This window comes from Parasedimentitalea denitrificans, from assembly GCF_011813015.1.
GTDB lineage: Bacteria > Pseudomonadota > Alphaproteobacteria > Rhodobacterales > Rhodobacteraceae > Parasedimentitalea > Parasedimentitalea denitrificans.
This window is the reverse complement of sequence record NZ_QHLQ01000023.1, coordinates 1-24,279: the sequence shown is the minus strand read 5'-3', so window position 1 is coordinate 24,279 and position 24,279 is coordinate 1. Positions and strand designations below refer to the sequence as shown.

21 protein-coding genes and 3 tRNA genes are annotated in these 24,279 nt (G+C 53.7%); 10 read left to right on the top strand and 14 right to left on the bottom strand.

Annotation, left to right across the window (positions count from 1 at the left end):
* Positions 1–16 precede the first annotated feature (16 nt).
* The gene (gene ilvN / locus DL239_RS18105) at positions 17–577 is read left to right on the top strand and encodes an acetolactate synthase small subunit (protein WP_167685508.1); all 561 of its coding nucleotides are present in this window, start codon (positions 17–19) and stop codon (positions 575–577) included.
* Between the two features lie 20 nt (positions 578–597).
* On the opposite strand, the gene DL239_RS18100 is transcribed toward ilvN, so the two are convergent.
* The gene (locus DL239_RS18100; protein ID WP_167685507.1) at positions 598–954 is read right to left on the bottom strand and encodes a hypothetical protein; all 357 of its coding nucleotides are present in this window, start codon (positions 952–954) and stop codon (positions 598–600) included.
* 231 nt (positions 955–1,185) lie between these two features.
* On the opposite strand from DL239_RS18100, the gene DL239_RS18095 reads away from it, so the two are divergent.
* Positions 1,186–1,983 carry a helix-turn-helix domain-containing protein gene (locus DL239_RS18095; protein WP_167685506.1) on the top strand — a complete coding sequence of 266 codons (798 nt, stop codon included), beginning with the start codon at positions 1,186–1,188 and terminating at the stop codon, positions 1,981–1,983.
* A gap of 56 nt (positions 1,984–2,039) precedes the next feature.
* On the opposite strand, the gene DL239_RS18090 is transcribed toward DL239_RS18095, so the two are convergent.
* Positions 2,040–2,816, bottom strand: coding sequence for a DUF2189 domain-containing protein (locus DL239_RS18090; protein ID WP_206188519.1), 777 nt, complete (start codon positions 2,814–2,816; stop codon positions 2,040–2,042).
* Positions 2,817–3,229: 413 nt separating this feature from the next.
* On the bottom strand, positions 3,230–4,351 hold the full coding sequence (prfB, locus tag DL239_RS18085; RefSeq protein ID WP_167685505.1) for a peptide chain release factor 2: 1,122 nt from the start codon (positions 4,349–4,351) through the stop codon (positions 3,230–3,232).
* Positions 4,352–4,609: 258 nt separating this feature from the next.
* Between prfB and DL239_RS18080 the strand changes: the two genes are divergently transcribed.
* Positions 4,610–6,349, top strand: a complete 1,740-nt coding sequence (locus tag DL239_RS18080; protein ID WP_167685504.1) for a Hint domain-containing protein — start codon at positions 4,610–4,612, stop codon at positions 6,347–6,349.
* Here DL239_RS18080 and DL239_RS18075 read toward each other — a convergent pair.
* The 3 genes from DL239_RS18075 to DL239_RS18065 form a co-directional block, all read right to left on the bottom strand.
* Positions 6,346–8,847 (bottom strand): penicillin-binding protein 1A, encoded by a 2,502-nt coding sequence (locus DL239_RS18075; RefSeq protein ID WP_167685503.1) that lies wholly within the window; start codon positions 8,845–8,847, stop codon positions 6,346–6,348. The genes DL239_RS18080 and DL239_RS18075 overlap by 4 nt on opposite strands.
* Before the next feature lie 166 nt (positions 8,848–9,013).
* Positions 9,014–10,261, bottom strand: coding sequence for an N-acetylmuramoyl-L-alanine amidase (locus DL239_RS18070; RefSeq protein WP_167685502.1), 1,248 nt, complete (start codon positions 10,259–10,261; stop codon positions 9,014–9,016).
* 25 nt (positions 10,262–10,286) lie between these two features.
* Complete coding sequence (locus DL239_RS18065; protein ID WP_167685542.1) at positions 10,287–11,441, bottom strand: pyridoxal phosphate-dependent aminotransferase; 1,155 nt, start codon at positions 11,439–11,441, stop codon at positions 10,287–10,289.
* Between DL239_RS18065 and DL239_RS18060 the strand changes: the two genes are divergently transcribed.
* Positions 11,440–12,816, top strand: a complete 1,377-nt coding sequence (locus DL239_RS18060; protein ID WP_167685501.1) for a M48 family metalloprotease — start codon at positions 11,440–11,442, stop codon at positions 12,814–12,816. The two genes, DL239_RS18065 and DL239_RS18060, sit on opposite strands and share 2 nt — an antisense overlap.
* Positions 12,813–13,577 (top strand): DsbA family protein, encoded by a 765-nt coding sequence (locus tag DL239_RS18055; RefSeq protein WP_167685500.1) that lies wholly within the window; start codon positions 12,813–12,815, stop codon positions 13,575–13,577. The genes DL239_RS18060 and DL239_RS18055 overlap by 4 nt, the downstream gene beginning before the upstream one ends.
* A 51-nt stretch (positions 13,578–13,628) precedes the next feature.
* Here the strand turns inward: DL239_RS18055 and ispG are convergent, their stop codons facing one another.
* From ispG to hemA, 3 genes are all read right to left on the bottom strand, one after another.
* On the bottom strand, positions 13,629–14,750 hold the full coding sequence (gene ispG / locus DL239_RS18050; RefSeq protein WP_167685499.1) for a flavodoxin-dependent (E)-4-hydroxy-3-methylbut-2-enyl-diphosphate synthase: 1,122 nt from the start codon (positions 14,748–14,750) through the stop codon (positions 13,629–13,631).
* 102 nt (positions 14,751–14,852) lie between these two features.
* Entirely contained in the window at positions 14,853–16,046 is a 1,194-nt protein-coding gene (locus DL239_RS18045) for a helix-turn-helix domain-containing protein (protein ID WP_167685498.1), read from the bottom strand.
* A gap of 131 nt (positions 16,047–16,177) precedes the next feature.
* Complete coding sequence (gene hemA, locus DL239_RS18040) at positions 16,178–17,401, bottom strand: 5-aminolevulinate synthase (protein ID WP_167685497.1); 1,224 nt, start codon at positions 17,399–17,401, stop codon at positions 16,178–16,180.
* Positions 17,402–17,732: 331 nt separating this feature from the next.
* Here hemA and DL239_RS18035 point away from each other — a divergent pair, with 331 nt between their 5' ends.
* Positions 17,733–19,124 carry a M20/M25/M40 family metallo-hydrolase gene (locus DL239_RS18035; protein ID WP_167685496.1) on the top strand — a complete coding sequence of 464 codons (1,392 nt, stop codon included), beginning with the start codon at positions 17,733–17,735 and terminating at the stop codon, positions 19,122–19,124.
* 71 nt (positions 19,125–19,195) lie between these two features.
* On the opposite strand, the gene DL239_RS18030 is transcribed toward DL239_RS18035, so the two are convergent.
* Positions 19,196–19,588, bottom strand: coding sequence for an acyl-CoA thioesterase (locus tag DL239_RS18030; protein WP_167685495.1), 393 nt, complete (start codon positions 19,586–19,588; stop codon positions 19,196–19,198).
* Positions 19,589–19,704: 116 nt separating this feature from the next.
* On the opposite strand from DL239_RS18030, the gene DL239_RS18025 reads away from it, so the two are divergent.
* The gene (locus DL239_RS18025) at positions 19,705–20,097 is read left to right on the top strand and encodes a nuclear transport factor 2 family protein (protein WP_167685494.1); all 393 of its coding nucleotides are present in this window, start codon (positions 19,705–19,707) and stop codon (positions 20,095–20,097) included.
* Positions 20,098–20,136: 39 nt separating this feature from the next.
* Here the strand turns inward: DL239_RS18025 and DL239_RS18020 are convergent, their stop codons facing one another.
* From DL239_RS18020 to DL239_RS18005, 4 genes are all read right to left on the bottom strand, one after another.
* Entirely contained in the window at positions 20,137–21,114 is a 978-nt protein-coding gene (locus DL239_RS18020; RefSeq protein ID WP_167685493.1) for a DUF922 domain-containing protein, read from the bottom strand.
* Positions 21,115–21,267: 153 nt separating this feature from the next.
* A tRNA-Asp gene (locus tag DL239_RS18015) sits at positions 21,268–21,344 on the bottom strand.
* 67 nt (positions 21,345–21,411) lie between these two features.
* A tRNA-Asp gene (locus tag DL239_RS18010) sits at positions 21,412–21,488 on the bottom strand.
* Between the two features lie 79 nt (positions 21,489–21,567).
* Positions 21,568–21,644, bottom strand: a tRNA-Asp gene (locus DL239_RS18005).
* Between the two features lie 659 nt (positions 21,645–22,303).
* Between DL239_RS18005 and DL239_RS18000 the strand changes: the two genes are divergently transcribed.
* From DL239_RS18000 to flbT, 3 genes are all read left to right on the top strand, one after another.
* Positions 22,304–23,149 carry a flagellin N-terminal helical domain-containing protein gene (locus DL239_RS18000; protein ID WP_167685492.1) on the top strand — a complete coding sequence of 282 codons (846 nt, stop codon included), beginning with the start codon at positions 22,304–22,306 and terminating at the stop codon, positions 23,147–23,149.
* Between the two features lie 77 nt (positions 23,150–23,226).
* Complete coding sequence (flaF, locus tag DL239_RS17995; protein ID WP_167685491.1) at positions 23,227–23,598, top strand: flagellar biosynthesis regulator FlaF; 372 nt, start codon at positions 23,227–23,229, stop codon at positions 23,596–23,598.
* 1 nt (position 23,599) lies between these two features.
* Positions 23,600–24,004, top strand: coding sequence for a flagellar biosynthesis repressor FlbT (flbT, locus tag DL239_RS17990; protein ID WP_167685490.1), 405 nt, complete (start codon positions 23,600–23,602; stop codon positions 24,002–24,004).
* Positions 24,005–24,279: the final 275 nt, after the last annotated feature.

The following is a 24,279-nucleotide window of genomic DNA, read 5'->3' as shown; positions in this document are numbered from 1 at the left end:
CCGAAAGGGACTATAAATGTCTGCCCTACACATCAAAAAAGGCTCGACCCGCCACTCTGCCTATAACCTACGCCCTACATTTTCGGACGTACAAGAACGGCACACAATTGCGGTACTGGTCGAGAACGAACCCGGAGTTCTAGCCCGCGTCATAGGCCTGTTCGCAGGACGTGGCTACAACATCGAAAGCCTAACAGTTGCCGAAGTTGACCACACCGGCCACCTAAGCCGCATCACTATCGTCACCAAGGGCACCCCGCAGGTGATTGAGCAGATCAAAGCCCAGCTGGGTCGGATCGTTACGGTCCACGACGTACATGACCTCACAGTTGAGGGTGCGACAGTAGAACGGGAACTGGCCATTTTTAAGGTATCCGGCGAAGGTGACAAGCGGGTCGAAGCCCTGCGTTTGGCGGACATCTTCCGCGCAAATGTGGTCGACAGCACCCTGAGCAGCTTTGTGTTTGAAATTACTGGCGCGCCGGACAAGATCGACGCGTTTGCAGACCTGATGCGCCCGCTGGGTCTGGTAGAAGTTGCCCGGACTGGCGTCGCTGCACTATTGCGAGGCGATTAAACGCCTCGCTCCTAAAAAGGCTAACTAGCACAATGGCGGCGCGGTTCATTTTCGCGCTGCTTCTGCTCTAAACGGGCAGAAAATGAAATGACCTGAGCGGAATTCTGATCACTGATCGGCTTTGAAGCACTCTCAACCTGCGCAGTCGTCAGGCTTTTCACCAAGCCCACGCTGGCTGAATGCTCTAGCACCTGAAGGTTCTCCGCCATCCGGCAATTCTGATGCAAAGTCAGATCAAAACAGATCAAGTCACCTTCGTGTAAATCAACAGTTTCCAGGGGTTTCTTCTGAGAGTAAAACGCTAAGTCACCCTGATCCTCACACCAAATTACAGCTTTGTTCTGGCTTTCGTCACTCCATAGTACAACACCATGCATCACAAACCTCTCAACTAACCTCTTCTCAATTCTGTTCTAAATACGAACGTTCAAACATGGCAAATTCGGCGTCTGCCTCTTGCATTTTGTGTCTGAGAGGATAGCTTTTCACGTTAAGTAGCGTCACACCTGTCGCTACTGAGCGTCACCAAGACCAATACGGCCCCAAAATCTTAATTTCGGGCACTGTAACCTACTATTGAGTTAACTATTTTTTAAGGTCGCATCCCAATGTCAAAGGAATCCCGATCTCCGGCAGATTTGCGCAACATGTTCGGTGCCAATTTGCGCCGTCTCTCAAGAGAATACCCGTCCATTTCCGAGTTATCACGACAGTTGGGTATCAACAGGACACAGTTCAATCGCTACTTGTCCGGCGAAAGTTTCCCTAGACCAGACATACTGGACCGGATTTGCACTTTTTTCGAGGTGGACGCTCGGATCCTTCTCGAACCAGTTAATGACATTGAATCCAAAGGAAAAATCCTTAACGGGCCGATTTTAAATGATTTCCTAGGACAAGGAGTCAGTTCACTTTCAGAAGAGTCATTTCCATCTGGGATTTATCGGTTTTCGCGACGTAGTTTCCTAAAGGAAGGCCAGTATCTTATTGGCCTGTCCTATATTTTTCGCTCAGACGGCGTCACCTACATCAAAGGGTTTGAGCCCAAGGAAGCAATGCACCACCAAGGCCTACCATCATCCCCTCGCGCACGTGAGTTTCGCGGCTACGCCACCCGTCAGGATGATGGAGTTTCCTTGATCATTGCACGCCGAGGCGCAATGACCTGTTCCTTCAACTATCTTGCTCGGGTGGCCTCGCTAGAGAATAATTACTGGGTTGGATATGTTACCCGAACCGTGCGGGAAGGCAGCAGTGGAGTGCGGGCCACCAGAATGGTGTATGAGCATCTGGGGAAAAAGTTCAGTGATATCCTCGGCGCAGCCCGCAAGTCAGGTTTCGTTCCTGAAGCGGGTTTAAATCCATTTCACAGAAGATTGCTGCAGATCGGTGACCCGTTCCGCTAATCTGACGTACATTCAGGCCTTCAGACCGATCTGGAACCAAACTACGTGCCGCTGGTTCACTCATCTTCGATGACGATAAGGCGGTAAATGTGCCAACTTGAATGACCAAGCAATGGCAAGACCAGAAACAGCCCAACAAACCCCGGCAACATCCCGACAAACGTTGTTATCGCAATAAACGCAGCCCAGGTGAGCATCAACGGAAAATTATTCATAACATACTGAAAACTAGTGATTATTGCAGTCACAAAGTCAATCTCTCGATCCAGCAAGAGCGGTAGGGACAGCACGGTTATCATGAATAGCATTAATGCAATCAATGCCCCAATCACAGTTCCAACGCAGAGCATCATCAGACCGCTGGTAGATAGGAAGATCTCTATGGAAGACGACACATTAGTCATTGGGGATAGCCCCATAAACAATGCAAATGTTAGGTGACCTAGGAAAAACCAGAACAGAAATACGACTACGATAATCGCGCAAATTGACGGCAGCTGCCGACTGCCCTGCTGCAATACAGCCTGTAGCACCTCGCTCAGGTTTTTGGATCTCCCCTGCTCTATCCGATGCGAAACCTCGTAAAGGCCCACGGCGGCAAACGGGCCAACCAACGGAAAACCAATTGCAGCAAGTACCAACCAGGAGGTGGTTCCAGTTACCTGGGTAATCCACACCATGGCCCAACCGGCCAGTATATATAGTCCGGAAAATATCAGCCCAAGTTCAGGCCTCGTCCGGAAATCCTTCCAGCCACGACGTACTGCCTGACGTAGTATGGCCATTGTCATAGGCCGAAGCTTAGGAACGCCAAAAGCTTTTTCTGTTATCATGAATGTCTCCTCCCAAAGACTCCCTTATCCTGACACCTGAGTGAAAGGCCCATGAGGTCAGCAATGACCTGTTGTTTTGTGTCATCAAGGTTAGGAGCCATTCGCCCTGCCTTGCGTCACATTCGCTTACCTCCAATGACTAAGCTTAGAAATCTACTGCCAGATGTTCCGCTAATCTCAGACTGAGAAGTATTGGCAGAACAGAGGCTTGCAGCATGACTAAGAGCGTTCACGAAAGTTTCGATCAAAGCCTAACCTGCGAAACCTTGCAGATGAACACGCAACTCAAATATATCTTTTTTAAATGCACATTTCCCGAAAACGGGTGTCCGACGGTGATAAATTGACCCCGATAACAGCAAAAAAGCCGGGAGGTCCCGGCTTTCGTTTTATCCAATTTAGTGCAGGGCGGTCTAGCCTTGTGCTTCGGCTCGGCTCTTCCCAGAAACATCCATTGCCAGCGTGGCCGCCATAAAACCATCCAGATCACCGTCCAGAACCCCCTTGGTGTCCGAAGTTTCATGGCTGGTACGCAGGTCTTTGACCATCTGATACGGCTGTAGAACGTAAGATCGGATCTGGTTGCCCCAGCCCGCGTCACCAGCGTTCTCGTGTGCTTCGTTGACCAAGGCGCTGCGCTTGTCCAACTCGATCTGATAAAGCCGCGATTTTAGGGCTTTCATGGCAATGTCACGGTTCTGGTGCTGTGACTTTTCTGAGCTGGTAACAACAATGCCCGTAGGATGGTGAGTAATCCGAACAGCCGAGTCAGTGGTGTTAACGTGCTGACCACCAGCACCAGAAGACCGGTAGGTATCAATGCGAATGTCAGCCGGGTTGACCTCAATTTCAATATTGTCATCTACAACCGGGTACACTTTGACCGACGTAAATGACGTGTGACGCTTAGCGGCCGAGTCAAAGGGCGAAATCCGTACCAACCGGTGCACTCCGCTCTCAGACTTTAGCCAACCATAGGCATTGTGGCCGGTAATCTTATAGGCCGCTGACTTAATTCCGGCTTCTTCACCGGCACTTTCAGACTGCAACTCAACCTTGTAGCCTTTCTTTTCAGCCCAACGAACATACATCCGTGCCAGCATCGACGCCCAGTCACAGCTCTCGGTGCCACCTGCACCTGAGTTTATCTCAAGGAAGGTGTCATTGCTATCGGCCTCGCCATCCAACAGTGCTTCCAGCTCTTTCTTGGCAGCCTTAGCGGCCAACGCCTGAAGCCCCTCTTCGGCTTCGGAAATGACTTCGTCATCCTCTTCCATCTCGCCCATTTCAATGAGCTCGATATTGTCAGCCATGTCCTGCTTGATGCCATTATAGCTGTCCATTGCATCGACCAGCATCTGGCGTTCACGCATCAGCTTTTGGGCCGCTTCGGGATCATCCCACAGGTTTGGATCCTCTACACGCGCATCGAATTCCTCAAGCCGATGGGCGGCGGTTTCCTTGTCCATTCGCTGGGCGAGTAATTCCAGAGATTTTTCAATCTGAGTCACGAAGTTTTGGATCTCGGCGCGCATGGGATTTCCTTGGAATGACGTGTCAGTGCTGCGTGATAAACCACCCACGCGTTGCGGGCAAGCGTACTAAACCAACTGAACAATTCCTGCTGACCACAACAGTTTATTTAAATTCATCTATAAATTGAGGAATCTGGCTGAGGTAAAATTCTTCATAGTAAAAAGAAAAGTAACTTTAGTTCTGTAGCTCATTTTCACGGTCGTTTTACGAACGTTTTACGACCGTTTGAAAACGAATGACTGAGCAGGGACTAAGTAATGCCACAGGGTTACATCGTACAACTGGGTGACAGCTCGCTTGACGCGGGTGATACTATTGTTGGTCCCTACACCACTTTTACAGCGGACACACTGCTTGGCGCGGGGACTTGGACCTGGACCGGACACGTTACTGACGATGATGATGAATCGGCTTACTATGTGAACGAGGTCGAAACCGGAAACTATTATCAGGGAACAGACGGGACTGTCTATTTTGTCCCAGATTACGGACCCGTTGATATTCTGGAGAGTGCCACCGCAACGACAGCCCCAAGCTACTCCGATGCAGACGGAATTATTGATGGAACCGCAACCGGTGACCTAATCAACGCAAACTATGTAGATTCCGATGGCGACAGCGTTGATAATGGCAGCGGCGGTGGCACCAGCGGAAATCAGGACACAATCAATGCTGGGGCCGGCGACGACACCGTCATTGCTGGCGCGGACAACGATACGGTCTATGCAGGAGACGGAGCCGATAGTGTCGACGCGGGCACCGGTGATGACGCTGTCATGGGTGGGATTGGCAACGACTCTCTGTCCGGTGGCGACGGCAACGATCAGCTCTGGGGTGAGGCCGGAGACGATGCCCTGTTTAGCGGTGACGGCGATGACTTTGCAGTTGGTGGCGACGGGAACGACACCATCAAAGGCTCTTATGGCCAGGATACACTGGTTGGTGGCGCTGGGAATGACAGCCTTATGGGTGGCGACGACAGTGACCTTCTGATGGGCGGTGAGGGAAATGACTCTATTAACGGTGGTGGTGGCAGTGACACCCTTCATGGTGACGCTGGCGCTGATCTCTTGGATGGTGGCTATGGGGACGACAGCCTAACTGGCGGTGAAGGAAACGACACTCTAAAAGGCGCGCAAGGTGCCGATGAAGTAGAAGGTGGTGCCGGTGACGACTGGCTGTGGGCTACCCAGGGCGACACATTGGACGGCGGGTCTGGTGACGACAATTTCGTGATCGACGACCTGTTGGAGAGCGGGTCTCAATCCATCAACATCATCGGCGGCAATGACGTCCAGATTGCGGGCGACACTCTCCATTTCAACGGAAACCTGGTTCTCGGCAGCGTCAACATAACGTCTACCGACCCTGTCACAGGTTTAACCGGAACTGCCTTGCTTACGGATGGCAGTACCGTTGCCTTTACCGGCATTGAAACCATCATTTGCTTCACCTCTGGAACCCGGATTGCAACCCCGGCAGGCGCTCGGTTAATTGAGACCTTACAGCCCGGTGACCTTGTCATGACACGGGACCACGGCCCGCAGCCCGTGCGTTGGATAGGACAAACCACCACCCCTGCCCTAGGGGATCTCGCGCCAATCCGCATTGCCAAAGGCCAGTTTGGGGCTACACGCGATCTGTTGGTCTCTCCTCAGCACCGAATGCTATACAAAGGGTCCATGGCACAGTGCTTGTTTGGCGAGTCAGAAGTACTGGTCACCGCAAGACATATGATCAATGACCAGACAATTCGCCGACAGGTCGGCGGGATGGTCACTTACTTCCACTTGCTTATGGATCAGCACGAAATCATTTTTGCCGAAGACGCACCAACCGAGAGTTTCTTTCCGGGAGATCAGGCTCTGAGTGCTCTGGACGAACAAGTCCGCGACGATCTATTCAAAATCGCCCCCGATCTCCGCACGGGCAACTTAGGTTATGAGTTGACCGCACGGCAATGTCTGTCGAGCAAGGAAGCCAGCATCCTGCGTTAATACAGCCCGCCGGAGCTGACAGTACCAAACGTCGCCTTGGGGCCTAGTACAGCGGTTCCCCCGCTTGAGGTTGTCACCTGTCGGCCAGATTGATTTATCTCTTCAAAAAGCGGCAAGTTTGATCCCATGGCGAACCCGCCATCGTAGCTCAGCCCAAAAATCGGCTCGGCACCGTCGCGAAAATACTCGGCAACGACATAGTCACCACTGGCCTCACTTGGCAGGCGGGCGCCGGTAAAGCGGTCGATCTTGATGAAATGGCCACCGGGAGGCACATCAAAGGGACCGCCGCCATACTTGGCCGTGGCTTTTTTCATAAACTGCTGGAACACTGGACCACAGGTATTGCCACCGAATGTGCCACGCCCCAATGGTCGTGGCCGGTCATGTCCAATATAGCAACCCGCCACAATGTTCGATGTAAAGCCAACAAACCAGACATCACGCGCCTCATTTGTGGTCCCGGTCTTGCCTGCAGTCGGCACGCCTAGGTTCACATTCCCAGCAGCCGTGCCACGCTCCACCACACCGCGCATCATCGAAGTCAGCTGGTAGGCGGTAATCGGATCCATCACCTGATCGCGATCGGTTACGATACGTGGCGCAGCACCTTCGGGTAGCAGTGCTGATGAACAATCCACACAATCACGATCATCATGACGATAGATAGTCTGTCCTTCACGATCCTGAATACGATCGACCAGGGTCGGTTCCAGCCGCTCACCACCATTGGCAAACATCGCATAGGCCGTCACCATTTTATACAGCGTGGTTTCCTCAGACCCCAGCGAGTTCGCCAAATATGGCCCCATCTCTTCATAGACACCAAATCGTTCGGCATAGCCCGCAACCACCGGCATACCAATTTCCTGAGCCAAACGGATTGTCATCAGGTTCCGCGACCGCTCAATCCCAGTACGAAGCGGTGTTGGTCCATAGAACTTGTTCGACGAATTGCGCGGCCGCCACAGGCCTTGCGGTGTGTTGACCTCAATCGGCGCATCCACGACGATGGTCGCGGGGCTATACCCACTGTCCAGCGCCGCCGCATAAACGAATGGTTTGAAACTGGAACCAGGCTGACGCTGCGCCTGCGTGGCACGATTGAACACCGAGTGCTGGTACGAAAACCCGCCCTGCATCGCCAGAACACGGCCCGTGTTCACATCCATCGCAACAAAGCCGCCCTGCACCTCAGGTATTTGACGCAGGGACCAATGCTGGAACGAGTCATCCTTGGTCACGGCAACAACATGGACCACGTCGCCTACGGTCAGGTTTTCTTTGAAGCTGCCCTTCATCCATTTGATGTCAGCGCGTGGAACAACACCAGGCGCGTCAACACCTTCGACGCCGACCTGCATTTCCTTGTCACCAACCCCCAGCACGACAGCGGCCTTCCAGTCGCCGCCCAGAATGACATCGCGTGGCACTTCTAGTTTTGCCAACGCTTCACGCCATGCAGCGTCATCATTTAGCTGGTCTGCCGGAATGGTCAGCTCGGTGCCACGCCACACCCCGCGTGAACGGTCGTACTTCTCAAGCGCAGAACGCAGGGACAGCGCTGCAACCGTTTGCATTTCCTCATCAATTGTAGCGCGCACGGTAAAACCGCCGGTAAAGAATTCACCCTCGCCAAAATCAACCGACAACTGACGGCGAATTTCATCGGTGAAATAGTCGCGTGGAGGCAGTGCAGTGCGGAAACTTTCAAAATCACCGTTTTGAACCGACCGCAGCGGCTGTTCGACTTCAACCTTGTAGACCGCTTCGGAAATAAATCCATTCTGGAACATTTCCCGCAGCACATAGTCGCGCCGCTCTGTCAGCCGTTCTTTTCGGCGCACCGGATGGAAGTCCGACGGTGCTTTAGGCAGTGACGCTAGGAATGCCGCTTCATGCGGCGCCAATTCATCCAGTGTCTTATTGAAATAGGTCTGTGACGCTGCCGCCACCCCGTAAGAATTTTGGCCCAGAAAAATTTCGTTCATATAAAGTTCAAGGATCTGATCCTTGTTCAATGTCTCTTCCAACCGCGCCGCCAGAATAAGTTCCTTGATCTTCCGGGCGGCTTTTCGGTCACCGGACAGCAAGAAGTTCTTCATGACCTGCTGCGTAATGGTCGAGGCCCCGCGCACATTGGACCCTCGCGAACGTACGGCCTCAAATGCAGCCGCCGCGATCCCGCGCATGTCATAGCCCTTATGGCTATAGAAGTTCTTATCTTCTGCCGAAATGAACGCTTGTTTCACCAGATCAGGGATTTGATTTGACGGTGCGAACAACCGGCGTTCTTTGGCAAACTCATCAATCAGCTGCCCCTCGCCCGAGTAAATCCGGCTGATCGTCGGAGGCTGATACTGGGCCAGAGATTCGTGGCTGGGCAGATCCTGTCCATAAATCCAAAACACTGCACCAATCGTCAGGGCCACCATCGCTATACCCAGCGTGATGGTACTAAAGATGGAACCAAAAAATGAGAGAATAATCCTAAGCACTATACTGCCTTCCTGTGCACATGTGGCTTATATAGGCAGGCCAGCGCCAATGGTCAAAACAACATATGGCGAGAAAGCGCCGTTTCCCCGCCGCCCCCAAGCCGGATCTTCATCTGGCCCTAAATATCCCGGGGTTTGGGGAAGCGCTCCAACTGCCCTTTCACAATTATTGCCGAACCAATACACGCCGTGCCGCGTCTTCCTCACGCCATGCCACCAACCCATTCAAAATTCCACGCGCCATTTTTGCTCGCCATTCCGGGTTTTGCAGGTTTTCCAGATCTCGCGGACTGGACATGAACCCGATCTCGATCAAAACCGAAGGAATATCCGCCGCCTTAAGCACTGAAAATCCCGCTGAACGTAATGGGCGGCGGTTCATCGGCCCACCCTGACCGGACATACCATCAACTAACGCTTGGGCCAGAGCATCACTGCGCGGTTGGGTTTCCTGCCGTGCCAAGTCCAACAGAATTCCGGTAACGCGGTCATCTGCATCACTCAGGTCCACGCCGGCCAACAGATCACTGCGGTCATGGCGTTCTGCCAGTTTTGCTGACGCCACATCCGAGGCCTCAGGCGACAGAACGTGTACTGTTGCACCATGCGCTAGCCCTTCTGACAGGGCATCCGCATGCAAGGATACAAACAGATCAGCCCCTGCCTGATGGGCCAGCGCGATGCGCCGCTCCAGGGAAACAAAATAGTCTCCATCTCGGGTCAGCTGCACCTGAAAACGGCCAGAACGCACCAATACGTCGCCCAGTTCAATAGCAAAGCCGAGGATCAAGTCTTTTTCGACCACCGCCCCGCCCTCGCCTTTCACTTCAGCGCCCGGATCAATGCCGCCATGCCCTGGATCCAGTACAACCAACATTGGCACGTCATCCCCTCGAATGACCGGTGCCGGCAAAACCTCTGCCGCAGGCAAATCCCAGCGCGGATCTGTTGGGGCCCCCGCATTGTCGGCAAATACCTCGGCGCTAACTTTCGTGAGTTCAAGTTTCAGCTCAGCCTGTGCTGTCACTGCGTTGATATCCAGCGCCGCACTTTGCACTTTCAGTGGCTCAGCCATTTCCAGAACCATCCGCGACCACCCGGGCACGTAGGTGCCGAATTGCGCCTGTGTCACAAGCTGCCCTTGCAACAAAGTTTCGGGCGTCAGCCCACGCCAGTCCACTTCTTGAAAATCAAGAACAAGCCGCGGCGGGTCGGTCAAAGTGAACAACCGATAGGGCACTCCTTGGCTCAAGCTTAGCACTATGCTGGCGTCGTCAGTTCCACGATCTTCAATCCGGCTGAACGCGGGATCAATGCGTGCAAGGCCACTAAACCCTTCTGTTTGAGCAAAGGATGGAGCCCCCAGCCCGGACAGCGCCAGAACAACAGCGATGAGTTTCAGTGCTTTGCTCATATTTCTAAGCCCTTTTCGCACACAATCAGACTGTAGGCCTGCGCGTTAACATGAACTGTTGAAGGCGTTGCAGCCCCTCTTCGATGTCAGCCGTTGACCGAGCATAGGAAAACCGCAACGTGGTGGTCCCACGAACCGGATCAAAGTCCAAACCCGGAGTTACCGCGACCCCGGCACTCTCAAGGATCTCAGCCGCAAAGGCACGACTGTCCTTGGTCAAGTCTGAAACATCTGCATAAACGTAAAACGCCCCATCGGGTGGCGCGATCTTGGTGAACCCGGCCTTGGGCAGGCCTTGCAACATCAATTCCCGATTACGTGCATAAACAGCCAGATTTTCTCGCATCTCATCCTGACAGTCTAAAGCAGCCAACGCCGCCAATTGGCTGGCATGAGGCGCGCAAATGAACATGTTCTGCGCAATCCGCTCGATCACCCGCACATGGTCATCGGGCACCACCATCCAGCCGACTCGCCAGCCGGTCATCGAAAAGAACTTGGAGAAGGAATTGATGACGTAGCATTCATCCGTCAGTTCCAACGCCGTCACGGCTTTGGCCTCATACTCCAGCCCGTGATAAATCTCATCCGAGATAAAGCTGGCGTTTTGTGCTTTGGCGGCGTCAATTAAGCCGCCCATGGCAGCATGATCCAGCATGGTCCCCGTTGGGTTGGCAGGCGAAGCCACCATCAACCCGGCAAGATCCAGCCCTTCCAGATCCGCGGCCACCGGTTGCAGGCGATTTTCCGCCGCTGTTTGGATATCGACAGGCGTTAGCCCCAACGCGCTTAGGATCTGTCGGTAAGATGGATATCCAGGCGCGCCAATACCGACCCGGTCGCCACTGTCAAACAACGCGGTGAACCCCAACAAAAAGGCGCCCGAAGACCCCGGCGTCACGATCACACGATTAGGATTTAGGTCAACATTATACCACTCTCCGTACAGCTGAGCGATACGTTGACGCAGTGCCGGAAGCCCCAAAGCCACCGTATAACCCAATGCATTATCTTCAAGAGCGTTAGCCAATGCGCGCCGAGCACCCAGGGGGGCGCCGGTCGATGGCTGACCAACCTCCATATGGATAATGTGACGGCCAGCGTCCTCTGCTTTGCGGGCTGCCTCCATTACATCCATCACAATAAAGGGATCGACATTTGATCGGGTTGAGTTTCGCATGTTGATCTCCCATGGTGCAGCCATGTTTATTGACCGTTTAAATCGGCTGGCGTCAATCCCGGCATTGCTTTTGAGCACACTGTTCTTTGTTGCCTCGGCGCTGCCTGCGGCGGCACTTGGTCTATTGCGCGATGCGGATATAGAATATGGGCTTACAAAATTGGCAGCGCCTGTTCTGACTGCAGCTGGACTGAACGCCAAACGCGTTCGGGTTCTGGTGGTCAACGACGCATCGTTCAACGCCTTTGTCGTGGATTCCCAAACCATTTTTGTGAACTACGGATTGATTCTAAAGGTCTCCAGCCCAGAAATGCTTCAGGCGGTGATAGGTCACGAAGCAGCACATATTGCCAACGGTCACTTGTCACGTCGCATGCAGAACATGCGCTCTGCCAGTTCAATCTCTGGGCTTGGTCTCGCCTTGGCTGTGTTGGCCGCCGCAGCCGGAGCAGGCGAAGCAGCAGGCGGTATCGCAGCGGGCACCCAAAGCTCCGCCTACAGAAGCTTTCTGGCCCACACGCGCGCCGAAGAGTCCTCGGCTGATCGCTCTGCCGCCGGGTACCTGACACAAGCTGGTATCAGCCCCCAAGGTTTGGTTGATCTGCACCAGATTTTTGCAGGACAAGACTTGCTGAGCGCAGCCAACCAAGACCCCTATATGCGGTCACACCCCCTAAGTCGTGACCGCCTACGGGCTGCCAAATCTTATGTTTCCAGCTACGGCGATAGAAGCTCGCATAATGCCGAAGCTGACTACTGGTTCGCTCGGGTACGTGGCAAACTGTCGGCTTTCAAGCGATCGCCAAAATGGACAAAACGCCGCGCGCACGAAGAAAGCGCGGCGGATGTTCGCATGATGCGCGAAGCCGTGGCCTTTCACCGGCAGAACAATCTGAAAAAGGCGTTGAAATCACTAAGCGGAGCCTTAGCGAAGCTTCCGAATGACGCCTATTATTACGAACTCAAAGGCCAGATCCTGATGGAAAACCGGCGCTGGAACGAGGCCTTAGCCGCCTATGGACGTGCCGTAAACCTAGCGCCCTCGGAGCCCTTGATCCTAGGTGGATATGGCCGTGCCCTACTGGCAGCAGGCAAACCAAAGCAAGCCATTCAGGCGATGGAAAAAGCCCGCAGCCGTGATTTCCGGGATGCTAGGCTATTGCGAGATATGTCGCTCGCCTATGCCAAGGCAGGACAGAACGGCATGGCCGCGCTGGTCACTGCCGAACGATATGCCCTACAGGGCCGAATGGAAGATGCAGGCCGACACGCCAAACGTGCCAGTTCTTTGCTGCCACGCGGCTCAGCCAATTGGCGGCGGGCACAAGATGTGCTTGTCGCTGCAGAACAATACCAAAAAAGGAAGAATAAATGATCCGTTTCCCCCGTGCCCTTACGGGTATTGCAACGTCACTGGCACTGTTGACGGCGCCTGCTCAGGCGCTGGACCTGACAGCTATGAGCGATGCCGAGCGTGCTGTATTTCGTGCCGAAGTGCGGGCATACCTGCTAGACAATCCTGAGGTAATCATCGAAGCGGTGACCCTTCTGGAAGAGCGTCAAGCCGAAGCCGAAGCCATGCAAGACGAAGAGTTGGTCGCTACGAACTTGGAGGAGCTACACAACGACGGCTTTTCTTGGGTCGGAGGAAACCCGGACGGCGACATTACGCTTGTGGAATTCATGGACTACCGCTGTGGCTATTGCCGACGGGCGGCCACTGATGTGACCCAACTGCTTGCCGAAGACGGCAATATCAAACTGATCATCAAGGAGTTCCCAATCCTTGGCGACGCATCAGTTATCTCTTCTCGCTTTGCAATCGCGACCCGGCTGGTTGCAGGTGGCGATGCCTATAAACAGGTGCATGACGCGCTGATCGAATTCACTGGCGAACCAAATGAAATGGTCCTACGACGTCTTGCAGAGGGACTGGGGCTCGATGCTGATGCTATCTTGGCTATGATGAACGACACAGCGGTCAATCATGAACTGGCCCAGAACCGAGCTCTTGCTCAACGGCTTAAAATATCTGGCACACCCACATTCGTTATGCAGGACGAGCTATTGCGCGGCTATCTGCCTGCCAATCAAATGTCGATTATTGCTGCAGACATTCGCGATCAGCGCGGCTGACAACCGTTTAGGGGGCGTGCAAGCACGCTCCCTTTTCCAGCCTAGGCTGTATTACTCGGCAGCTTCAGCAGCGGTTTGCAATTGCGCCGCTTTCTTTTCAACTTCTTGCACGATGTGATCAACCATTTGATCGTTGCTCATTTTGTGGCTGGCCTTGCCCGCCAAATAGACCATTCCGGCACCTGCCCCACCTCCAGTAAAGCCAACATCAGTCATCAGTGCTTCACCGGGGCCGTTGACCACGCAACCGATGATCGACAGGCTCATCGGGGTGTGGATATGGGCCAAGCGCTCTTCTAAAGTTTCGACAGTTTTGATCACATCAAATCCCTGCCGAGCACAGGACGGACAGGAAATGATGTTGACGCCGCGGTGGCGCAGGCCAAGGGATTTGAGTATTTCAAAGCCAATTTTGACTTCTTCCACCGGATCGGCACTAAGCGAGACGCGCAGGGTGTCACCAATACCCATCCACAAGAGCTGCCCTAGTCCAATCGCAGATCTGACAGAGCCAGAGACAAAACCGCCGGCCTCGGTGATACCCAGATGTATCGGCGCATCTGTGGCATCTGCCAGCTGTTGATAGGCAGCAGCAGACATGAAGACGTCCGATGCTTTGACCGAAATCTTGTAGTTATGGAAATCGTGATCCTGCAGGATACGAATATGATCCAGCCCGCTTTCCACCATCGCATCCGGACAAGGCTCGCCGTATTTCTCCAGCAAGTGCTTTTCCAACGATCCAGCATTCACGCCAATACGGATTGAACAGTTGTGGTCCTTGGCGGCCTTGATCACCTCTGCCACACGGGATTCGTTGCCAATGTTCCCGGGGTTGATCCTCAGGCAGGCCGCACCTGCCTCTGCCGCCTCGATGCCGCGTTTATAGTGGAAATGAATGTCAGCAATGATCGGCACCGGGCTTTCCGCAACGATCTCTTTCAACGCCTTGGACGATGCCTCATCCGGGACAGAGATCCGAACCAGATCAGCGCCCGCCTCTGCTGCGGCCTGCACCTGTGCGATTGTGGCAGCCACATCTGTCGTCAGTGTATTGGTCATGGTTTGCACTGCAATAGGTGCATCGCCACCAACAGGAACATTGCCGACCATGATCTGACGGCTTTTTCGGCGCTCGATATTGCGCCAAGGACGGATATGATTGATCGACATTTGCGGATCCAGACTAAAGGTCAGTTGCCTTTAGATACGCTCGGATCCGATGCGCCGCAATGGCACATGAGACAACACTGGCCGACAACCAACGCAGTCAATTTATTCGGAGAAAACTTCGGCCTCGAGCTGTGCCACCATCTTGGCCAGATCACGATCCTGTTCTAGATCGGCGACATCAAATATATCGGTGACGTTATCAATCGACAACGGCAGATTCTTAGTCACTTCGCCGCGGCCGCCAACTGGACCGAAATGCGCACCATCCAAGGCAAAATAAATCGCGCTACTCTCACCGGTGCGCAGCAAAGGCGCCTCTTCGGTAGCAGGGATTTCATAACTTTGGCCAGGCTGCATGATTCCCTCAAAGATCACACTGCCGTCCGCAGAACTGACCCGGACCCAGGATTCACGAACAGCCACCATTTCCATTCGCGGAGCGGCCTGCTCCATAACTCTTGGCACCGGCTGTACAGCCGTAGACGGAGACGAGCTTCTGGCCTCGGCAACTACCAAGCTCGGCTGCTCGGTAGAGGCAAAGCTTCCAAACGCGCTAGGGTCCAGTGTTGAAATCGGCGCATCGCGCGCTGCAAGAACTGGAACATCCAAAGCCTGAGGACGATACAACCGGTTCAACGCATCAGAAGTGATCGCTGCCTCAGAATTAAGAGACATATCATCAACTGCAGAAAGCGGATCCAATTCGGTAAGGACCACCGGTGTTTGCTCCACTGGGGCCATTTGTACTTGCTGCACCTGCTGCAACACTGTCCAACCGCCAAAACCAACGCCACCAATCAACGCCAGCAGGACCATTACAGATCCGATTGCGCGAGCCTCAAAATTTAAAAGGAAGCTGCTTTCGTTAGGTGAGAATGGGGTATTCGGAGCGGTAAACGCGTCGCTTTCCAAGCCCCCCATGCCAGTAGCAATCGGAGGCGGGCCAGTACGTTTACCGGATGCTTTGGTGGACATCCCATGGGCAACTTCAAATCCGCTTTCGCGACAGAAGTCTTCGAACACCTGATCTGGGTCCATGCTCAGATAGCGTGCATAGGAACGTACATATCCAGCGATAAAGCCGGGGGTATCAAAAACGGAAGGATCAGAATTTTCAATTGCGGCGATATAGGAAGCTTTGATCCTCAGTTCTCGCTGAACATCAAGCAACGACTTGCCTAATGTCGCACGCTCACCGCGCATTGCATCCCCGAGGCGAAATTCATAGTCATCAAAGCTTCGAGGTGCATTGTCCTCTTGCACTTTGGACTTGCGCTGCTTGATGCGCCCAATCATCCCTGCAATCCTATTCCTGCCTGCCACTTGTCAATCCAGAGCGCCTAAAAAACCGTCCCAACGATTCGATTGCACTCTTTCGTTGACGAATAGGTAACACATTCTAAATATTTATACAGGGGGCTAGTAACTTAGCCAGCCAGATCGGCACGATTCAGCGCACAGTGCGACCACAGGGCGTCCATTGCACTTACCAAGGCATCAATTTCTTTAGGACCATGCACCGGAGACGGTGTGAAGCGTAGCCGTTCAGTACCGCGTGGCACAGTCGGGAAGTTGATCGGCTGTACGTAAATCCCATGATCTGCCAACAACATATCGCTAAGCTTCTTGGTGTGCACAGGATTGCCGACAATGACGGGAACGATGTGGCTACCGTGATCAATAATTGGCAAGCCTAACCCCTTAAGGCGCATTTTCAGGGTCTTGGCCTGCTGCTGGTGCTTTTCACGCAGCTCAGGTGCTTGCTTTAAATAGGCGACCGACGCCGCGGCACCTGCAGCAACTGTTGGGGCCAAAGATGTTGTAAATATAAAGCCTGGCGCATACGAGCGGATGGCGTCCACCATCTTTGCGCTGGCAGCGATGTAGCCTCCCATTACACCATAGGCCTTGGCTAGGGTGCCATTGATGATATCGATGCGATGCGCAAGATTGTCCCGCTCCGTCACACCACCACCACGCGGACCGTACATCCCTACTGCGTGAACTTCATCAATATAGGTCAGTGCGCCAAACTCTTCGGCCAGTTCAATGATTTCTTCGATTGGACCAAAGTCGCCATCCATCGAATAAACCGATTCAAAGGCGATCAGTTTGGGAGCTGCCGAATCATCAGCTTCCAGCAATTCACGAAGATGCTCGACATCATTATGGCGGAATACACGCTTGGCACCACCGTTACGGCGTACGCCTTCGATCATCGACGCATGGTTCAAAGCATCAGAGTAGATGATCAGACCAGGAAACAGCTTGGGCAGCGTCGAAAGTGTGGCATCGTTGGCGATATAGGCCGAAGTGAACAGCAATGCCGCCTCTTTGCCGTGCAGATCAGCCAGTTCAGCTTCAAGCCGCTTATGATAGACGGTTGTGCCAGAGATATTGCGTGTGCCACCCGAACCAGCGCCTGTGGCATCAATTGCCTCGTGCATGGCCTGCAACACAACCGGGTTTTGCCCCATGCCTAGATAGTCATTGCCGCACCAAACAGTGATGACTTTCTGGCTACCATCGGGTTGGGTCCAGACCGCGTGCGGGAACTGACCGTTACAGCGCTCAATGTCGATGAAGGTTCTGTAACGACCTTCTTCATGCAATTGGTTGATGGCTGCGTCGAGTTTCGCGGTATAGTCCACCGGCATCTCCATAGCTAATCCCGGCACCCCGGAGTTGAGGCGATCCTGCCATATTCACGTTTGTGAATAAATAGCCTAAGCGCCAATTTCGATCAATCAAATACGTCCGGGTGCACCGTCGTAGCCTTGATGTGGATCAAATAGACCTTTGTTTGAACCCCGGCAAGAACAGCAATGTCTCAGTACCGTCAGAATATGCGCAGAATGGCGCCGATAGGAAGCTGATGACGTTTATCGGACATCACAAATGACCATGTTTTCTTACTCTGGCCCCCACTCCTCGCCGCTGCTAGGCTCCGCGACAAAACACCCCGATAGGCTGGAGAAATTGATGACGCTTGATAATGTATTGGCTCGGATCGACGACGATCTAGAAACCGCCACGAACCGACTGATGGAGCTGCTGCGGATCCAGTCCATCTCAACTGACCCAGCCTACAAGGCTGATTGCGACAAGGCTGCCGATTGGCTTGTTGCCGATCTGAGAACCATCGGTGTTGATGCGGCGAAGCGCCCGACCCCGGGCCATCCGATGGTTGTTGGGCATGTCGGTGAAGAAAACAGCAACGTGCCGCATGTACTGTTCTATGGCCACTACGACGTGCAACCCGTTGATCCACTTGACCTATGGGACAACCCGCCGTTTGAACCGCAGCTGGAAGAGACTCCAAATGGCACCGTGATCCGTGGTCGCGGTTCGTCCGATGACAAAGGGCAGTTGATGACCTTTGTCGAGGCCTGCCGCGCCTGGAAAGAAGTACATGGTTCCCTGCCCTGCCGCATCACTTTCTTCTTTGAAGGGGAAGAAGAGTCCGGTTCGCCGTCGCTGATTCCTTTCATGGAAGAACACGCCGAAGAGCTAAAGGCAGACATCGCGCTGATCTGTGATACCTCGATGGTGTCGCGCGGTGTGCCGTCAATTGCCTCGCAACTGCGCGGCATGTTGAAGGATGAGTTCACCATCATCGGGCCCCGCATCGACCTTCATTCCGGTCACTATGGCGGCCCCGGCCTGAACCCCCTGCGCGAAATTTCGCGAATCATCGACAGTTTCTACGATCAGGACAGCGGCCGGGTTGCAGTAGAAGGCTTCTATGAGGGTGTTCACGAGGTCCCCGCCGACCAATTGCGACAGTGGCAAAACTGCGGATTCGACGAATCAGAGTATCTGAACTCAGTTGGATACTCTCAGGCACACGGTGAAAAAGCCTATTCCACTTTGGAACAGCAATGGGCGCGGCCAACATTGGAAGTGAACGGTTTGTGGGGTGGATATAACGGTGCAGGTTCAAAAACCGTACTCCCGTCCGAGGCACACTGCAAAATTACTTGTCGCTTGGTGGGGGACATGGACCCTGACGCCCTGCGTGAAAAAATACGCGCACATGTCGCCGCACAACTGTCGCCTGACGCCAAGGTAGTCTGGGATCAAGACTTAGAAGGTTCACCAGCTTCGGTGATGAACATTTCCCGCCCCGAGTTCGAAGCGGCCCGCGGGGCATTGTCGGACGAATGGAACCGCGAGGCCGTATTCTGCGGTATGGGGGGATCTATCCCGATCGCTGGTTTCTTCAAATCGGTGCTGGGCATGGATGCAATGCTGGTTGGCTATGCCAATGACGATGATGCTATCCACTCGCCTAATGAAAAATACGACCTGAAGAGCTTTCACAAGGGCATCCGCTCTTGGGCACGTATCCTGGATGCGCTGACCAAAGGCTAAGTCCGACACGAAATCTAAAGCAAAGGGCAGAGACAGCACAGTCTTTGCCCTTTTTTACACCTTGCCCCCGGTTATGCGTCCCGAACAACAGGACGCGGACGCGCGTTTTCATCCAATGCGACAAAGGTAAAAACACCTTCAGTCACTGGATTACTCTCCTCCTGATGCCGTGCACGGCTCCACACGCGAACCTTGATTCGCATGGATGTACGCCCGATCTTCAATAGGTCCGCGTAAAACGACACCTCATCCCCCACAGTGACCGGCTGATGGAACTGAATCTGGTCTACTGACACTGTAGATGCCCGCCCCTTAGAGACCCGTGCGGCGATTGTCCCAGCGGCAAGGTCCATCTGGCTCATCAACCATCCACCAAAGATATCCCCCGCAGGGTTGGTATCTGTTGGCATCGCAATCACGCGAATCGTGGGCTGAGTGTCGGGGGGCTGAACCTTTTTATTCATTACATTCTCCTGACTAGGGCACTTCTGCCTGCTAGCTGCAGGTATAGCGTTCAACAGGAAGTCAACAAAAGCGCACCGGGCTTGCAATGAGACTAACCTCAGAGCACCTTGCCCGCATGAAAAAACAAAACCTAATAGATGGCCCATTGCTGGCCGAAATCATCGCACTTGAAACCAAGGTCTGGGAAGCTCTTGTGGCCGGCGACGCCGAGGCCGACGGAAAAATGCTGACCGAAGACTTCCTTGGCGTCTACCCCTCGGGTTACTCTGCCAAGGCAGGGCACTGCGAACAACTGGCCGATGGGCCAACCATGGAATCATATGAACTGAGCCAAGCGCGACTAAGGATCATTTCCCCCGACGCAGTGCTCCTAAGTTATCGCGCGCAGTACCGCCCAGTTGGCGGCAGCGAGACCGAAGTCATGTATATTTCCTCGCTATGGGAACGGAACGCTGGTGGTTGGCTGAACAGCTTCAGCCAGGACACGCCAGCTGCGCGCTCTCGCTAGCGCGCTTTGAGCATGCTTGGGATAGATGAAAGCTGTAAGTCAGGGATCATGTGAGGCGTCCAGCTCGACCCCTTCTTTCACCCCGTGATTTGTCTTGCTGTCATAGGCATCCTGCATGTCCTGCCAGCCCTTGGTTTCGTCTTTCCAGAATTTGGCAACGTCAGCCTCCAGAACATCGGTGGTGGTCACAGTTGTCTCAAGATCAGCTACACAGTCCTCAAAGATCTTGTGGTGGTTGTTCTCATGGGTGTTGAGCTTCTTCCACATGTTGTCCCAGCTGGCTTTCTGCCCCGTGTTGCCTTTGCTGTATTCCTTCCACTTGGGCATGATGATGGACGGCTTACTGGTAAGGGTGAAGACATCAATGTGGCCATCCAGCTGAAACGTTGCCTTGTAACTGGCATTGGACCGATAGCGCCCCCAGAAAGATCTTTTCTTCAGCGCCTCAAAAACCGCCCTAATAGTCTTACCGGACACCGAGTAGGTCGACGATTTAGGCGAAGGTACAGTCTTTTTGAAAGTGGCAGGATCGGGATCTATGTACTCGAGCGAGACGCCAACGGTATTACCGTTTGACGTTTTGCTGGCGTAATCCTCCACAGCCTTAGCCAGGGCCGCCTTAGCGGCCTTTGTTTCCGTAGATAATCCGGCCTTATCTAAATCCTTGTCCTTCACAGAATCAGCAAACTTGGCGACTACCTCAAGTGTCAGGGCGTGCAGGCTCAACAGATATTTCTCTAGCGCCTTGATCATTCGATCCCATTCGGCTTGCCGGTTCTTGGTGCTTTTTGCGTATTCCTTCCACTTTGGAACCTTTGTCACCGGTTTCAGACTGACAGTGATCTCGCTCACCTTCTTGGACTTGTCGAATTTGGCGGAAAATACTGGATAACCCGCGTAACTGCCCCAGCTGTCCCTTTTATTCAGCGCATCTTCCAGCGCGGTCATATCCACACCAGATACAGAAAATGGCTTTTGAGTTGGCTTGGGAATCTTGGTTTTGACAGAAATTACCATGTGTCGTCTCCACAGGTCGAATTCACTCGCTAATACAATTGCGCCAACACCCAGGCGCACAACTACACTACAAAATAGAATCACCGAAAGCCAAGAACGGTGGTGCAGCAGGGCCATCCAGGGTATCAGAAGAAAACGTCTATAGGGGAATAGTGGCGCGGTTGACGGGGCTCGAACCCGCGACCTCCGGCGTGACAGGCCGGCACTCTAACCAGCTGAGCTACAACCGCGCAGTGACCTTGCGGTCGCTCCCCTCCGGGGCGGTCCTGATTCTATCAGGAAAGGTTGAGTAAGAAGTGGCGCGGTTGACGGGGCTCGAACCCGCGACCTCCGGCGTGACAGGCCGGCACTCTAACCAGCTGAGCTACAACCGCGCATTTTCTTCTCACCAGATCTTGCGATCTAGTCCCCTCCGGGGCGGACCTTGAATTCCCCAAGGTGGGTAAGGCAGCGTGGCGCGGTTGACGGGGCTCGAACCCGCGACCTCCGGCGTGACAGGCCGGCACTCTAACCAGCTGAGCTACAACCGCTTGCTGCCCATCCAGCATCGCTGCTGAATGTTGGGCTGTAATATTCCTAGGTCTCGGGCATCGTCAAGCGGTGTTTCCGCTTTTTCGCAGCTTTCCGGCAAAAAAAAGCACATCAGTGAGCAAGTCCCTGAAAATACGCACTTACTCTCACGTGAAATGATTACGTTTTGCCGCGTAGTTCTTCCCGCATTTTGGCACGCCACTAAGAAGTGGCCGGAATGGCACCTTTAGGCCAACACCAACAGCCCAAGTCATCCGAAACATCCTTAGGCAGGCGACTATTAGATTTTGATTCTGCCTTTCCTCAGCCTTTTTAAATAGACTCGCCCATCCATTGAACAGTTCACTCATCAACAACCATTCCCAATACATTAACAATCGTTCCCAATGTCGCTTCACTCCGCCGCCCAGCATCCGAGCTGTCCTGTATGGCATTTCTAAAGACAAGCTTAACGTCGCCAATTTAGAGAAAATTCTAAGTATGCAATTTCTGACATTAGCACTCCCTTAGCACCTGTTAGGCCAATGTCTGCCTGCACCTCGGACCGGGGTGGCACGACTGCTTCCGGCCGAACGCACCAGTCAGAAACGACATGAGAAACCATGCCTATCAGGGCAGACTACGCTGGGTAAAACCCTGGCAGAACAAGGAAAACGATATGACCAGTATTTTGACAAACAGTGGCGCAATGGTTGCGCTGCAGACGCTTTCGGCTGTCAACACCAACCTGACCGATGCTCAAAACGAGATCTCGACAGGTAAACGTGTCGGCGCCGCCAGTGACAACGCTGCTGTTTGGGCAATCTCAAAAACCATGGAATCTGACATCGCAGGCTTTGAAGCCATTTCAGAAAGTCTACACGTTGGCGAAGCGACAGTTGCAGTAGCGTCAGCCGGTGCTGAGCAAATTGTTGAGAAACTGACAGAAATTAAAGAGCTGATCGTTTCCGCTCAATCCGAGAATGTTGATCACGCCAAGATCCAAAACGACATCGCAAAGAAAAGTGATCAGGTTGCTTCGATCATTGCTGCAGCCCAGTTCAACGGTGCCAACTTGCTTATGGATACCATTGACGGCACAGCCACAAGCCTGAGCGTTCTGGCCTCGCTTGACCGTGTTGGCGCAACCGGCGTTCCGACAAGTACTCCGATCACTATCAATGCTCTTGATTTTGTCACAAACATTGATCTGGGTGCAGACCTGACAGTCATCACAGACTCCGCCGACGCTGCCTCTGCCCTGACCGAAATCGAGGCCTTCCTGTCCACTGCCATTAACGGTGCAGCCGCTTTGGGTGCCGACAGTGCCCGCTTGAAGGATCAAGGCGAATTTGTCTCTAAGCTGACCGACTCCATGAAAATGGGTGTCAGCTCAATGACGGACACTGACATGGAAGAAGCATCAGCTCGACTGAAGGCTCTGCAGACCCAACAACAACTGGCCGTGCAATCGCTGTCGATCGCCAATGGCGCACCAGAAGCACTGATGCAGCTGTTCCGCTAACAACTATGATCCGGGGCGCCCACGTGCCCCGGATTTCCGTCTCAGAGAATCTGAAGATTAGTACGTAAGGAACTCACGTGAACGCACTCAGACATGCGAAACAAGCTTACTCCGCGGCAAAAGCCCCGACACGCACCCCAAAGAACCTTGAGTACGACGCCATCGCGCGCATTACTCACCGGCTGGTTGCTGCTGCGAAAAAGGGACCCGACGGGTTCAATACTCTGGTAGCCGCTCTGACTGACAATCGAAAGCTGTGGACCATCTTCATGGCCGATGTTGCCAGCCCCAGCAACGAGCTCCCTGCGGAGTTGAAGGATCACATCGCCTATCTGACTGAGTTCACGCGACAACACACCAGCAAGGTCCTGGCCCGCGAGGCCAGCGTAGCACCTCTGGTTGAAATCAACACGGCCATCATGCGTGGCCTACGAAGCGGAGCCCCATGATATGAGTGGATTAGTCCTAAAACTCGCCCCCAAAGAACGCGTCCTGGTCAATGGCGCGGTCATTGAAAACGGTGATCGCCGCAGCCGGTTGTCGATCGTGACACCAGACGCCAACATTTTGCGCCTGCGTGATGCGATCCACCCCGAGGAAGCCAACACCCCGGTGCGTCGTGTCTGTTACGCTGCGCAATTGGTCCTGACTGGCGACATCGACGCCCAGGAAGATCGGCTGCCTATGCTGCGCCGGATCGAAGATCTGAGCCAGGTGTTCACCGACCCAGACAGCCGCGCCTCTTTGGCAGAGGCAACTGAGGCTGTGATCCAGAACAACCACTACCGCTGCCTCAAGGCGCTACGCACACTACTGCCACGCGAGGATCGGTTAATGGCGGTGCGCCCGACATAAGATATCGGCTGACTGCCGCTAGAATAGCGGCATCGGCTGACCTCAAGCCCCTCGGTGCAGGATAAATTTTTCGGCAACCCTGTGCCAAAGCAGATCAAAATCCAAAACTCATAGCTAAGTTAGCCTCCTGCCCCTACAGGGATCTGCTGAAACTAACTTCCAATCTGCGGCCTGTTAACGGCTTTGTTGCACAAATAGGGTTGAGGTCGGACCTCCCCTGACACCGGACGGATTTAGCCTATCGCCTCTGTCTTGGGGATGCCAAGTGCAGTAAA